This is a genomic window from Rhizobacter sp. J219 (assembly GCF_024700055.1).
Taxonomy (GTDB): Bacteria; Pseudomonadota; Gammaproteobacteria; order Burkholderiales; family Burkholderiaceae_C; genus Rhizobacter.
Window position 1 is genome coordinate 656,581 of sequence record NZ_JAJOND010000001.1, and the last position, 14,112, is coordinate 670,692.

Annotated in this window: 5 protein-coding genes; all 5 read left to right on the plus strand. The window is 70.5% G+C overall.

What is annotated here, in order from left to right:
• The first annotated feature begins 85 nt into the window (after positions 1 to 85).
• The 5 genes from LRS03_RS03070 to LRS03_RS03090 all read left to right on the plus strand — a co-directional run bounded on the left by LRS03_RS03070 (position 86) and on the right by LRS03_RS03090 (position 14,112).
• Complete coding sequence (locus LRS03_RS03070) at positions 86 to 4,714, plus strand: two-partner secretion domain-containing protein (RefSeq protein ID WP_257823812.1); 4,629 nt, start codon at positions 86 to 88, stop codon at positions 4,712 to 4,714.
• Positions 4,715 to 9,335: 4,621 nt separating this feature from the next.
• Positions 9,336 to 10,655: a filamentous hemagglutinin family protein gene (locus LRS03_RS03075; RefSeq protein WP_257829382.1), complete on the plus strand. Its 1,320-nt coding sequence runs from the start codon at positions 9,336 to 9,338 to the stop codon at positions 10,653 to 10,655.
• A gap of 7 nt (positions 10,656 to 10,662) precedes the next feature.
• A complete protein-coding gene (locus LRS03_RS03080; RefSeq protein WP_257823813.1) occupies positions 10,663 to 11,880 on the plus strand; it encodes a glycosyltransferase in 1,218 nt (405 codons plus the stop codon).
• A 59-nt stretch (positions 11,881 to 11,939) separates the two neighbouring features.
• Positions 11,940 to 13,682, plus strand: a complete 1,743-nt coding sequence (locus LRS03_RS03085; RefSeq protein ID WP_257823814.1) for a DUF2341 domain-containing protein — start codon at positions 11,940 to 11,942, stop codon at positions 13,680 to 13,682.
• Between the two features lie 25 nt (positions 13,683 to 13,707).
• Positions 13,708 to 14,112 carry an ExbD/TolR family protein gene (locus LRS03_RS03090; protein WP_201802976.1) on the plus strand — a complete coding sequence of 135 codons (405 nt, stop codon included), beginning with the start codon at positions 13,708 to 13,710 and terminating at the stop codon, positions 14,110 to 14,112.

Genomic DNA, 14,112 nt, shown 5'->3' on the forward strand with positions numbered 1-14,112 from the left:
GGATGCGCCGCAAATGTCATCGCCGGTTTCGAGAATCCGCCGGCCGCCCATGTCGCGGTGTCTTTTGTCTCCGGCTGCCCCGACCATGAAGAACCGCTCATTCCGCGTCCGCCCCATCGCTGCCCTTCGCCACCAGCCGTGGCGCCCGGGGGCCTGCAGCCTCATGGTGCTGGCCGGGCTGGGGGTGCTGAGCTTCGCGCTACCGCACGAGGCGCATGCGCAGCGGGTGGTCCCGCCCAACACGCTGCCGGTGCTGCGTGGCGTGGTGTCGGATCGCAACGGCATCAGCATCAACCGTTCGGCGCCGGCAGCCAGCCGCGCGCAGCTGACCATCGACCAGGCCACGCTGCGCGGCATCATCGGCTGGGATTCGTTCGATGTGGGCAGCAATGCCGAGGTGCTGTTCCGCCACCAGATGGGCACGGCCGCCTCCACGCTCAATCGCATCTACGACGCGCGACCGAGCGTCATCCAGGGGCGTGTGCGCAGCGAGGGCGCCACGCCCGGCTCGGCCGGCGGGCAGATCCTGCTCATCAACCAGAACGGCATCGTCTTCGGCCCCGGCGCGCAGGTGAACACGCAGTCCCTGATCGCCTCCACGCTCAACATCACCAACCAGCGTTTCATGTCGGGCGCGCTCGCCGGCAGCACCGCGGCCTTCGAGGGCAGCTACGACAACGAGGGCAACACGCTAGCCGCGCGGCCGAGCGGCAGCGTCGTGCTCACCGCCGGCCGCGACGGCCTCGCAGCGCCCGTGCTGCAAGCGGGGCAGGGCGGCTCGATCATGATCTTCGCGCCCACCATCGACAACCAGGGCGGCGTGATCCGCGCGCCCGACGGGCAGGTGATCCTGGCCGCGGGCAGCAAGGCCTACCTCGGCATCAACCCCAACGAGAGCGACACCACGCTGCGCGGCTACGTGGTCGAGGTCGAAGCGCCGGCCGAAGGGCCCTCGCTCAACATCACGAGCCTGATCCGCAACGCGGGCGAGATCAGCGCCGACCGCGGCAACGTGACGCTCGCCGCACTCGCCGTGAACCAGGAAGGCCGCATCTCGGCCAAGACGGCGCTGCAGGCCAACGGCTCGATCTACCTCAAGGCCGGCGCCACCGAGCGTGTGCGCGACGAGAACGGGGTCGTCACGCAGACCCTCCACCGCGCCGGCACGGTGGTGCTCGGCCGCGGCAGCGTGACCGAGGTGACCCCCGACGCCGACGACCGGTCGACCGTGCCTGACAGCCAGGCCTACGCGCCCAACGCGAGCAGCCCGACCGACTTCCGTGGTGTGATCGAGGTGTCGGGTCGCAGCATCGAACACCACGGCGCGCTGCGCGCCCAAGGCGGCGTGATCAAGCTCGACGCCAAGGCGAGCGACGCCGCCGGGCCGGTGCGGGTGTACCTCGCCGAAGGCAGCGAGACCAGCGTGGCCGGCACCTGGGCCGACGTGGACTTCAGCAAGAACATCGCCACCTTCCGCGTCACCTCGAACGAACTGAAGAACTCGCCCGACCAGAAGACCGGCGTGCTGCGCGGCGCCGAGGTGACGGTCGACCTGCGGGAAGGCAACAACATCCTCGACCTCGCCGGCTACCGCGGCCTGGTGGCACGCACGGTGAACGAGAAGGCGGCGGTTGGCGGTGATCTCTTCATCAGCTCGGCCGGCTCGGTGGTGCAGCGCCAGGGCGCGACGCTCGACGCCTCGGGCGGCGGCTACCGCTACACCGGCGGCATGGTGGGCACCACCCGCCTGCTCGGCGCCGACGGCAAGGTGTATGACATCGCCACCGCACCGCAGGCGCTGCGCTACACCCAGCTGCTCGACAACTACCAGTCGACCGATGCGCGCTGGGGCCAGACGACGAGCCATTCCAACCCGCTCGGCCTGGTGCGCACCTACCAGCCAGGTTACACGGAGGGCAAGGCCGGTGGCCTGGTGCAAATCAGCGCGCAGAGCGGCCTGGTGCTTGACGGCACGCTCAAGGGCGGCGTGACGGTCGGGGCGCGGCAGGCGGCCAATGCACCCAAGGGCGCGACGCTGCGCATCGGCGACTACAGCAGCTCGCACCGGGTCATCAACGAGCAGTCGCAGATCGGCAGCATCACCCTCACCCAGCAGGCGAGCGACACGCTCGGCGCCGCCTTCAACGCCTCGACCGCCTTGAGCGAGGCGCAGCGCAGCGGCTTCAGCCTCGGCGCCGAGCAGATCTTCGGAAGCGCCACTCAGACCGACAAGGGCCGCGAGGAAACCGGCTTCGGCACGGTGGAGCTGAATTCGAGCGGGCGCATCGTGGTGGCCGAGGGCGTGAACCTGCGCGCCGACCCGGGTGCCGCGCTCACGCTGCGCGCGCAGGAGATCGACATCGCCGGCGACCTGCGCCTGGCCGGTGGCTCGCTCACGCTGCACGCTGCAGCGGCAGCCTCGCCCATCCCGGGCCTGGGAAGCACAGGCGGCATCACGGTGCGAAGCGGTGCCACCCTGTCGACCGCCGGCGAATGGGTGAACGCCTCGACTGCCGACAACCGGGCCGCCCCCGTGGTGCCCACCGGGCGCGGCGCTGCCCACTCGGCGCTCAACGGTGGCAGCCTCACCCTGCAACTCAACGACCCGCTGTACCAGACGCAGCTCGAACGCGGTTCGGTACTCGACGTGAGCGGCGGCGCTTCGCTGTCGGCCAGCCAGCGTGTCACGGCCGGCGAGGGCGGCAAGCTCACCCTCGCCAACGGTGCCGATGGCCAGGTGAACCCCGACTGGATGCAGGCCGAGCTGCGCGGCTTCGGGCTCGCCAAGGGTGGCGAGTTGACCCTGAAGGTGGGCGAGGCGCTGATCGTGCCCCAAGGCACCACCGGCACCGTGCCGGCCGCCACCACACGCCTGGGCAGCGGTCTCTTCAGCGACCTCGGCTTCGCCAATGTGGGTGTGGAAGCTGCCGGCGGCATCACCATCGCCCCCGGGACGCAGGTCGACGCATCGCAACGCAACCTCGTGCTCGACACTGCCGTTGCCCGCCGCCTCGCGAGTGGGGGGCGACATCGCAAGCGTCGCCACGGTGCAGACGCTGCCCGACGCACAGCGTGCGCCGATGAGCGTGTCGCTCGACGCCCGCGGCGAAAGCCAGGGCGCCAGCAGCGGCCGGCTGGCCATGGCGGCCGGCGCGTCGATCACCACCGATCCGAAGGGCGAGATCTCGCTCACCGCGCGCCACGACCTGCAGGTCGACGGCCGGCTCAGCGCCGCTGGCGGCAGCATCAACCTGACGGTGAGCGGCCCCGATACACCCGGCCAGCTCGCCACAGGCCAGCTTCACATCGGCGCGAACGCCGACATCTCGACGCGCGGCACCTTCGTGCCCACACCCAACGAGCGCGGCCTGGTGCAAGGCACGCTGCACGACGGCGGCTCGATCACGCTGCAGGCGCGCCGTACCGGCGTGCAGGTGGATGCCGGCGCACGCCTCGACGTGAGCGGCGTGAGCCAGGTGGTCGACGTGCAGGGCACCGGCCCGACGCCCGCGATCACGCAGCAGACGATCGAAGGCCACGGCGGCACGCTCGTCGTGAAGTCGCAAGGCGCCACCACGCTCGACGGCACCCTGCTTGGCCACGCCGGGTCCAACGCCGCGGCCGGTGGCAGCTTCGCGCTGGAGCTGACGCAGCCCGACAAGCAGTCCACGCGGCCGGCCGACCGCCGCATCGTGGTCACTCCCGGAAATGGCCCGGTGTTGCCCGCCGACGACGCGACGGTGGATGCGCGTGTCGACGTGCGTGCGCTCACCGCCGGTGGCTTCGACAAGCTGCGCCTGCAGTCGGAGAACCGCATCGAGTTCCAGCAGTCGGTCGACCTCGATTTCTCGCGCGGCGTGCGCCTCGATGCGCCGCGGCTCGACATCGCCGATGGCGCCCGCGTGGGCGTCACCGGGGCCACCGTCTCGCTCGGCCAGTCGATGGGCCCGCGCATCCTGGAGACGATCGACAGCATCGACCAGTACAACTTGGCGCCCTTCGGTGCGTCGCCCGCCCTCACGCCACGCAGTGGCACCGGCGAGCTGCATGTGCACGGCGGCAGCGTGAACCTCTACGGCGACCTCACCCTCAACGGCGCGCAGCGCGCGCGCATCGAGAGCGACAACGACGTGCAGCTCGTGGGCCGCGCGGTGCGCTTCTCCAGCACCACGGGCGGGCAGGACGTCATCCGCCAGATCGGCAGCCTCACCACTACCGCCGACCTCGAACTGCGGGCGAGCCAGGTGGCTCCGGCCACCCGCACCGAATTCACCATCGCCGTCAAAGACATTCCCGATGCGCCCGAGCACCAGGGCCGCCTCACCGTCAGCGGCAACGGCCGCACCCCCGGCGCGGTGTATTCGGCCGGCGGCCAGCTCACGCTGGAGGCCCAGCACATCCACCAGGGTGGCACGGTGAAGGCGCCGCTCGGCCAGATCACGATGAACGCCGGCCGCTCGCTCACGCTCGCCGCGGGCAGCACGACCTCGGTTTCGGGCAACGGCCAGACCATGCTCTATGGCGGCACCGATTCCGGCACGCAGTGGCTCTACAACGATGGGGACGGCGCCAAGCCCATCACCACGCTGACCGAGCAGGGCAAGACCATGACGCTCAACGCGCCCACGCTCGACGTGCAGGCCGGCGCCACGGTCGACCTGCGCGGCGGTGGCGACGTGCGTGCCGTCGAGTTCGTCGCCGGCAACGGCGGTGACCGCGACATCACCACGGCCGCCAACACCTACGCCATCGTGCCGGCGTCAAGCCTCGCGGCCATGCCCTACGACACCCACACGCTCGCGGTCAGCGACCCCGGCTTCGGCTTCAGCCTGACCAAGGGCCGCGACAACGTGCGCTTCGACGGCATCACCATCGGCGCTGGCGCGGCCGTGCCGGCCGGCGAGTACGTGCTGCTGCCTGCGCGTTATGCGCTGCTGCCCGAGGCCTACCTGGTGGAGCTGCACACCGGCAGCGCCTACCGCAACCTGCAGCCGGGCCAGACCCTGCGCCAGCCGAATGGCGACACCCTCGTGGCCGCCCGCCGCAGCGCGGCCGGCACCGACCTGCAGGACTCGCAGACCATCGGCGTGGTGGTGCGCCCCGGCCTGGCCGCGGCGCAGCGTGCGTCGGACTACAACCTCACCGGCGCGCAGTTCTTCGTCGACGCGGCCGAGCGCGAGCGCAAAGCGGCACCGCCTTCACCGTGGGACGCCGGCCGCCTGCTGATCGAGAACACGACCGACGTGGCGCTGCGCGGCCGTTTCGAGGTTGCCGCCGGCACCTCGCCCAGCCAGGCCCGCGGCCGGGTGGCCGACATCGACATCAGCGCGAGCCGCATCGCGGTGGTCGACCACGTGAGCGCCGACCCGGCGTGGCGCGGCTTCCTGCAGCTCGAAGGCGGCCAGCTCTCCAACCTCAACGGCAACGTACTGCTGGGCGGCAAGCGCAGCCACACCGACAGCGGCTTGAAGATCACCAACAGCGCCACCGACAGCCAGATCGTCGTGGCCAACAGCAGCAATGGCGCGGTGAACCTGAGCGAGCTCACCCTCACCGCGGGCAGCAGCATCGAGGTGCAGGCTGGCAGCGTGCTGAACGCCACCAGCGCCACCGGCACCAGCGCGGGCCAGTCCCCCGCCGTCATCCAGGCCGACGCCTCCGGCGCGCTGCTGCGCCTGAGCGCGGGCGACCAGGTGCGGCTCGACCGCGGCACGGCCAGCACTGACAGCGGCACCGTGAGCATCGCGCAGGGCGCGACCCTGAGCGCGGCCAAGTCGATGCTGATCGACGCCACGCAGTCCACCCAGTCGAGTGGCACGCTGCGCGTCGGCGGAGAGAGCGGCGCCGGCGGCTCGTTGAGCCTCGCCTCGGGCCAGGTGACGCTGGGCGACGTGGCCCCGGGCAGCGTGACCGAAGGCCTGGTGCTCGGCACCGGCCAGCTCGCCGGCTACCGTGCGCTCGACGAATTGGTGCTGCGCGGTTACGGTGGGATCGACATCGTGGGCAGCACCGTTCTCGGCGGTACCACCCTCCCGAACACCCACACGCTCGACCGGATCGACCTGAAGCGCCTCACGCTCGACACGCCGGTGCTGCGCGGGCGCCCGAGCGCACCGAACGTTGCCCAGGAGGTGACCCTCGCCGCCAAGACCCTCACCCTCGCCAACAACACCAGCACCGTGGTCTCGGCGCAGACCGGCACCGGCACGCTCAACCTGGTGGCCGACCGTGTGGTGCTGGGCGATGGCGCCAAAGCCATCGATGGCTTCGCGAACGTGACGCTCGACGCCCGCGACACGCTGGTGAGCCAGGGCAAGGGCAGCCTCAGCGCGATGGCGCACACGACCCTGCGCAGCCCGCGCGTGCTGGCCGCCGGCGGGTCGCAGCAGACCGTGACCGCCGGCGACAGCCGCGCGGTCACGCCACAGTATTTCGGCCTCACCGTTGCTGCCGGCAGCGCCCCGGCCACCGTGCCGGCGAACGAAACCGAACTCGGCGGCCGCCTCGCGCTGCAGGGCCGCACGGTCAGCGTGGCCACCACGGTGCAGGCCCGCTCCGGGCAGATCGACGTGACGGCGCAAGACACCCTTGCGCTGGCGCAAGGCGCGCTGCTTGATGCGCGTGGGCAGGCGAAAGACTTCAACGGCACCGTCGTCACTGCCGATGGGGGCGGCGTGTCGCTCACGGCCGCGCAGGTCAACCTGGATGCCAATGCACGCATCGACGTCTCGGCCGCCGCCCAGGGCGGTGGGGCCGGACGCCTGGCCGTGAAAGCCGACAGCGCGGTGCTGGCCGGCCAGCTCGTGGGCCAGGCCGCGGCCGGGGCGCGCTCGGGCGCTGTCTCGCTCGATCTCGGCTCGCTGGGCGACGCCAGTTTCTCGGACGTGAACACGCGTCTCAACACCGGCGGCTTCGGCGAAGAGCGCCAGCTGCGGCTGCGGCAAGGCAACATCACCGTCGCCACCACCGACCACGTGGCCGCACGCCGCGTGACGCTGGCCGCTGACAGCGGCAGCATCGACGTGCGCGGTGTCGTGGGCATTGGCGCGGCGCAAGGCGGTGCGCAGGTGAACCTGTTCGCTGCAGACGGCATCACCCTCGGCGCCGGCAGCGAGTTGCGTGCTGGCGCGACCGCCACGGGCGCCCGCGGCGGCGAAGTGCGCGTGGCCACCGCCGGTGGCGAACTGGTGTTCGACCGCGACGCACGCATCGACGTGCGCGCCGGCCAGGCCGGGCCGGCCGGCTCGGTGGTGTTCGGCGTGACGCGCGGGGACAACAACGTGATGAACACGGCGCGCCTCGAAGGCACGGTGCAGCGCGGCGGTGGCACCACCGCCGCGTCGGTCGACCTGGAGGCGACACGCGTCTACGACGCCGACGCGACGGGCACCGACATGACCCCTTACGCGAACGACCACCAGGCCTTCATCACCGCCACGACCCGGGCGCCGGTTGAGAACTTGCGCGATGAAAGCGGTGCACCGCTGAGCGACGCGCGTGTGCTCGGCGCCACCGAACTGCGCAGCCGCGGCAACCTCACGCTCGGCACCGACTGGAACCTGCGCGACGAGCGCTGGCTGGCCGATGGCCGGCCCGGCACGCTCACCGTGCGCGCCGAGGGCGACCTCACCGTGCGCGCGTCGATCGGCTCGGTCGACGACACCATCATCGCTGGCGACACCTGGAACCTGCGCCTCGCAGCCGGTGCCGACCTGTCGGCCGCCAACCCGCTGGCGGTGCGCAGGATCGGCGAGCTGCCGGCCGACAGCGGATCGCTGCGGCTCGAAGGCGCCAACGCCAAGCTGCGCACCGGCACCGGTCGGATCGACCTGGCGGCGGGGCGTGATATTTCCATCGACCACGTTGCGGCGACGATTTACACCGCGGGCCGAATCGGCGCCGAAGACACCGAGGCGGGCGGCAATAACCGCTGGGCCGTGGACGGTGGCGGCATCTCGCTGCAGGCCGGCGGCCAGATCAGCGGAGCCACCGGCGGCGGTGATCTGTGGGTCAACGAATGGCTGCGTCGCCCACGCACCACGCTGCCGCAGCTCCAGGCCGGCCAGAAGACCGACTGGTGGACCTACCGGCCGCGCTTCCAGCAGGGCATCGGCACCTTGGGTGGGGGCGACATCGACGTGGTGGCGGGCGGCGACGTGCGCCATCTCGATGCGATGCTGCCCACCAGCGGTCGCACCTACACCGACGACGCCGGCATGCGCCAGGTCGACGTGCAAGGCGGCGGCAACCTCACGCTGCTGGCCGGCGGCGACATCGCGGGCAGTTCGTTCCTCGTCGGCCGCGGCACCGGCCGGGTCGAGGCGGGTGGCGACATTGGCACCGAGCGCCGGACGCAGCTCTACGTGATGGGCCAGTCCAGCGGTGAACTGCCCGCGGGTGCGGGCATCGACCTGCTGGCAGGCGGCTCGGTGCGCCTGCAAAACGTGTTCAACCCCACCGCGATGCTGCAGATCGCCAAGGCCGCCTCGGGTCGCGAGACGGGCCCGAGCTTTGGCTCTGGCACCAATGCACCGTATTTCTTCACCTATGCCCCCAACAGCTGGGCGGGGCTGCAGGCCAAGAGCGGCGAGCTGAGCTATGCCTATGGCGGGCTGGGGGGCCAGTGGCGCTCGTTCAACGCTTCGCAGGAGGGGGCCCTGAGCAACTTCCTCGGGGCCTACAGCGGGGCGCTGCCGCCGCGCCTGTCGTTCGTGGCATTCAGCGGCGACATCGTGGGGGCCGATGCCGGAAGCCTCGGGGCCCTCACCACCTTCCCGTCGCCGCAAGCGCAGGTGCGCATGCTGGCGGGCCGCAACCTGGAGCGGCCGGAAGTGCGCGTGTCCGACATGGACCCGTCACTCGTGCCCACGGCCACCAACTACATCCAGACCACCGCCAGCCTCACCGGGCTCTCGCTCACGCCGACGAGCGCGACGCCCCGGCTGGTGGACTACGGAGACCGCCCCGACCACGCCTTCGAACTGCAGGCGCTCGAGGGCAGCATCTTCGCGTCGCCCGGCCATGCCATCGTCTTCCCCGGCGCGGCGCGCGTGCGTGCCGGGCAGGACATCGTCGGCGTCAGCCTCACGCTGCAGAACCTGCGGCCCGGCGATGTGAGCGAGGTGCGGGCCGACACCGGCGACATCCGCTCGCCCAACACGCTGGACATCCGCGGCCCCGGTCGCCTGCTGATGCAGGCCGGTCGCAACATCGATCTCGGCCTCGCCGGCGGCGTCACCGCCAGCGGCAATGTGAACAACCCGTCGCTCGCCGAGAGTGACAGTGCTCGCGTGACGTTGGTGGCCGGTGTGCGCGGCCCGATCGACCTCTCGAAGATGGACGGCGCCTACGAGGAGATCAAGGCGCTCAACGACAAGGATCGCGCCGCACGGATCATCGACCTCTACCAGCAGCTCGGCACAGAGACCGATGCCGCCAAGGTGCTGGCCGCGGCCGACATCGCCGCGCTCGCGCGCGAGGATGCGGCCTATGCCGCCTTCGTGAGCCTCGATCAGCAGGCCCCGCGCGCCTTCAGCGCCTACAAGGACGCGCTGCGCACCGGCTCGCTGCCACTCGCGGCAAGCGAATCGGCGGCGGCGTCGCGGCTGTATGCGCTGCTCAACGCCGAGCCCGACCTGACGCGCCTGCGCAGTGCCGGCTCGGTGGCGGCGCTGGCCGAAGGGCCGGGGGGCGAGCGCTACCGCGAGTTCGTGGCGCTGGAGCAGCGCTATGGACTTGTCTTCAGCGACTACCTGCTGCGCCGCGGCGAAGGAGCGCAGCCCACCGGCGTGGCGCCGATCGTGCTGTCGGATGCGCTGGCACAGGTGGTGGGCGAGGTCGCGCCTCAGGCCTCGGTTGGCCGGGGCAGCATCTTCAGCTACCAGACCTCGATCCAGACCTATGGCGGCAGCAGCATCGACCTGTGGGCGCCGGGCGGCGACATCGTGGTGGGCCTCACCACCCCGCCGGGCGACCGTACGGTGGGCGTCATCACCAACGGCGGTGGCGCGATCCGCAGCGTGCTCGGGGGCGACTTCAACATCAACCAGGGCAAGGTCATCACGGCGCAGGGCGGTGACATCCTGCTGTTCTCGTCGCAAGGGAGCATCGACGCCGGCCGTGGCGCGAAGACCTCGGTGACCACACCGCCGCCACGGCGCGAGATCGTGCGTGACAACCAGAACAACCCGATCGGCGTGAAGCTCGTGATCTCGAACGCCGCGGCCGGCAGCGGCATCCAGACGCTCACCTCCGACCCCGACGGCCTGGGCCCGCTGGCTGCGCCCGATGCCGGCGACGTGTACCTCTTCGCGCCGGCCGGCAGCATCGACGCCGGCGAGGCCGGCATCCGCTCCAGCGGCAACATCGTCATCAATGCGCTCAGCGTGCGCAACGCCAGCAACATCTCGGCGGGCGGCAGCTCGCAGGGCGTTCCGGTGGCGGCGAGCGGCAGCCTCGCGGCATCGATCGCCAGCAGCGGCGGCACCGGCGATGGCGGCAGCAAGGCCGCGCAAGACGCCGCGAAGAATGCCGCCGAAGCGGCCCGCAGCGCCACCGCGTCGGGTGTGCAGAAGCCCAACATCCTCACCGTCGAGGTGCTGGGCTTCGGCGAGAAGAACTGCAAGGAGCAGGAGCGCGATTGCTTCGCGAAGTGACACGGCCATGACCCGAGCCCTGCGTGTTCTCAACGTCATCCGCTCGATTGATCCCGCCGCGGGCGGCATGGCCGAAGGGTTGCGGCAGTCGGTGCTGGCCACGCGCTCGATGGGCCATGTGCAGGACGTGTTGACGCTCGATGCGCCCACCGACCCGTGGGTGGCCGGCTTTCCGGCAACGGTGCAGGCGCTCGGGCCGGTGAAGGGCACGTACGGCCACACGCCGCGGCTCGTGCCGTGGCTGCGCGAGCATGCGGGCCGCTACGACGCCGTCATCGTGCATGGCCTTTGGCAGTACCACGGCCTTGCAGTGCACCGCGCGCTGGCCGGTGGGCCGGTGCCGTACTTCGTCTACCCGCACGGCATGCTCGACCCGTGGTTCAAGCGGCACTACCCGCTCAAGCACCTGAAGAAGTGGCTCTACTGGCCGTGGGCCGAGTACCGCGTGCTGCGCGATGCGGCGGCCGTGCTCTTCACCGCCGAGGAAGAGAGGCGGCTCGCGGCCGAGTCGTTCTGGCTCTACAAGGTGCGGCCCGAGGTGGTGGGCTACGGCGTGACGCTCGCCGATGCGTCGCAGCTGGGCGACGCCTCGAGCTTCACCGACGCCTGGCCCGAGACACGCGGCAAGCAGCTCGTGCTCTTCCTCGCGAGGCTGCATGAGAAGAAGGGCGCCGACCTGCTGATCGATGCATTTGCCAAGGTCGCGGTCAATGCACCCTCGCTGCACCTGGTGATGGCCGGTCCCGAAGGGCAGCCGGGCCTGCTTGCGCAGTTGCAGGCACGGGCGCAGCAGGCGGGCATCGCCAAACGCATCACCTGGACCGGCATGCTCACCGGCCAGGCCAAGTGGTCGGCGCTGAAGGCGGCCGACGTGTTCGTGCTGCCGTCCCATCAAGAGAACTTCGGCGTCGCCGTGGTCGAAGCGCTCGCGCTCGGCGTGCCGGTGCTGCTGTCGAACAAGGTCAACATCTGGCGCGAGGTGGTGGAAGGCGGTGCCGGCCTGGTGGCCGACGACACCGCCGACGGCACGACGACGATGCTGCGCCGCTGGGTGGGCTCGCCGCAGGCGCGGCGCGACGCGATGCGCACCCATGCCATCGCGTGTTATGCGCAGCACTTCGACATGGCGACGGCGGCGCACCGTCTCGTGCACACGGTCGAGCGGTACCACGCGCACGCGGCCGTGCCGGCAGAGCGTGCCCCTCAATTCACGCCCTTGAAATAAAGCCCTTCTATTCTTTCCGGCTGTCCCTGGGAGTGAGGCCGTCCGGTCACAAGAACGTCATGCGAAGTACCGTTGCTGCAGTCATCACCGCGTTCGCCTGCCTCTTTGCAGGCACCGCTGCGCAAGCCGCCTGGAACCCCGAGTGGAAGCAGCGCGCCCGCATCGGCCTCAACACCGCCAGCGATGGGGCCGCCACGTCGGCGCCGGCCGACAACGTGCCGGTGCTCGTGCGCCTGCACACCGGCAACTTCTCGTTCGTCGACGCAAAGCCCGATGGCAGCGACCTGCGCTTCATCGCGGCCGACGACAAGACCCCGCTCAAGTTCCACGTCGAAAAGTTCGACGGCCTGAACGAGCTGGCACTGGTGTGGGTGCAGGTGCCGCAACTCGCCGCGGGGCAGAAGGACGCGCACGTGTGGCTCTACTACGGCAACCCCACGGCCCCCGCCGGCAGCGAGCCGCGGGCCACCTACGACGCGGCGCAGGCGCTGGTCTACCACTTCAGCGAGCGTGAAGGCCAGCCTCAGGACAGCACAGCCAACGCCAACCACGCGACCCGCTCGACCGCCAAGCCGGGCGCCGCCGGCCTGATCGGCGGCAGCCTCGTCTTCGAAGGCGCGCAGGAGCTGGTGCTGCCGGCCACGCCATCGCTCAAGGCCGGGGCCAACGGGTACACCGTCTCGATGTGGGTCAAGCCCACCGAGGCGATGGACGCTTCGCTCTACGCACAGGCAGACGTGGCGAGCGGCCTGCGCCTGTCGCTGCGCGGCGGCAAGTTCGTCGCCGAGTCGGGTGCGCTCGCGGCCAGTTCGTCGGCGCCGGTCGTCATCGGCGCGTGGCAGCACGTCGCGGTGGTGGTCAAGGAAGGGCTCGCGCTGTACGTGAACGGCGTCGAGTCGGCGCGTGCCTCGGGTGCGCCTGTGCAGCTGGGGGGTGCCGGCGTGGTCGGCAAGGAATTCAAGGGCGAGATCGACGAGCTGCAGGTCTCGGCCACGGCCCGCAGCGCCGACTGGCTGAAGCTCGCCGCGCTGTCGCAAGGCCAGGAGCAGAAGCTCGTGAGCTACGGTGCAGCCGAAGGCGGCGCCGAGGAAGAGGGCGCCTCGTACATCAAGATCCTGCTTGGGGCGGTGACGCTCGACGGCTGGATCGTCATCGGCATCCTCGCGGTGATGTTCATCATCAGCATCTACGTGATGATCGCGAAGACGATGATGGTCAACGCGGCGGCGCGCGACAACGAGCGCTTCAAGACGCAGTTCGATGCGCTCTTCAACAGCATCGCGGTGCACGGCGAGGGCCAGGCTGCCGAAGAGAAGGCGCTGGCGGCGCGCTTTCGCCGCTCGTCGCTGTACCGCCTGTATGCGTCTGGCGCCGAAGAGCTGCGCCACCGGTTCGTGGCCTATGCCAAGAGCGGCCGCGAGGCGGTGCTGACCGATGCGTCGATCAACGCCATCCGCGCGACGGTCGACGCCCGCCTGGTGCGCGAGACACAGGGCCTCAACTCGCAGATGGTGCTGCTGACGATCTGCATCGCCGGCGGACCCTTCCTCGGGCTGCTCGGCACGGTGGTGGGCGTGATGATCACCTTCGCCGCCATCGCCGCGGCCGGCGACGTGAACGTGAACTCGATCGCCCCTGGCATCGCCGCCGCGCTGGTGGCCACGGTGGCGGGCCTCGCGGTCGCGATCCCCGCGCTCTTTGGCTACAACTACCTGACCAGCAAGATCAGCGAGCTGACCTCCGACATGCACGTCTTCATCGACGAGCTGGTCACGCGCATCGCCGAGCAGCACTCCGTCTGATGAACGCGACGAATGGGGTGACGCGATGAAAGTCCAGGGTGCCAACAAAGCGTACGACGACATCAACGTCACGCCCATGCTCGACCTGGCCTACGTGCTGCTGGTCATCTTCATCATCATGACGACGGCCTCGGTGCAGGGCATCAAGGTCAACCTGCCCAAGGCGAGCGCGGCCCCCAGCCTTGCCAAGCCGCAAACCAAGGCGATCACGATCCGCGACGACGGCCAGATCTTCCTCGACACCCACCCCGTGACGATGCAGGAGCTGGAAGACCGCCTGCGCCAGCTCAAGGCGGTCAACCCGAGCTTCCCGGTCGTCATCAAGGGCGATGCCAAGGTGCATTACGAGAAGGTGGTCGACGTGCTCGACCTGATGGGCCGCCTCGACATCACGCAGCTGGGTCTCGTGACGCAGCGCCTGGTGAAGTAG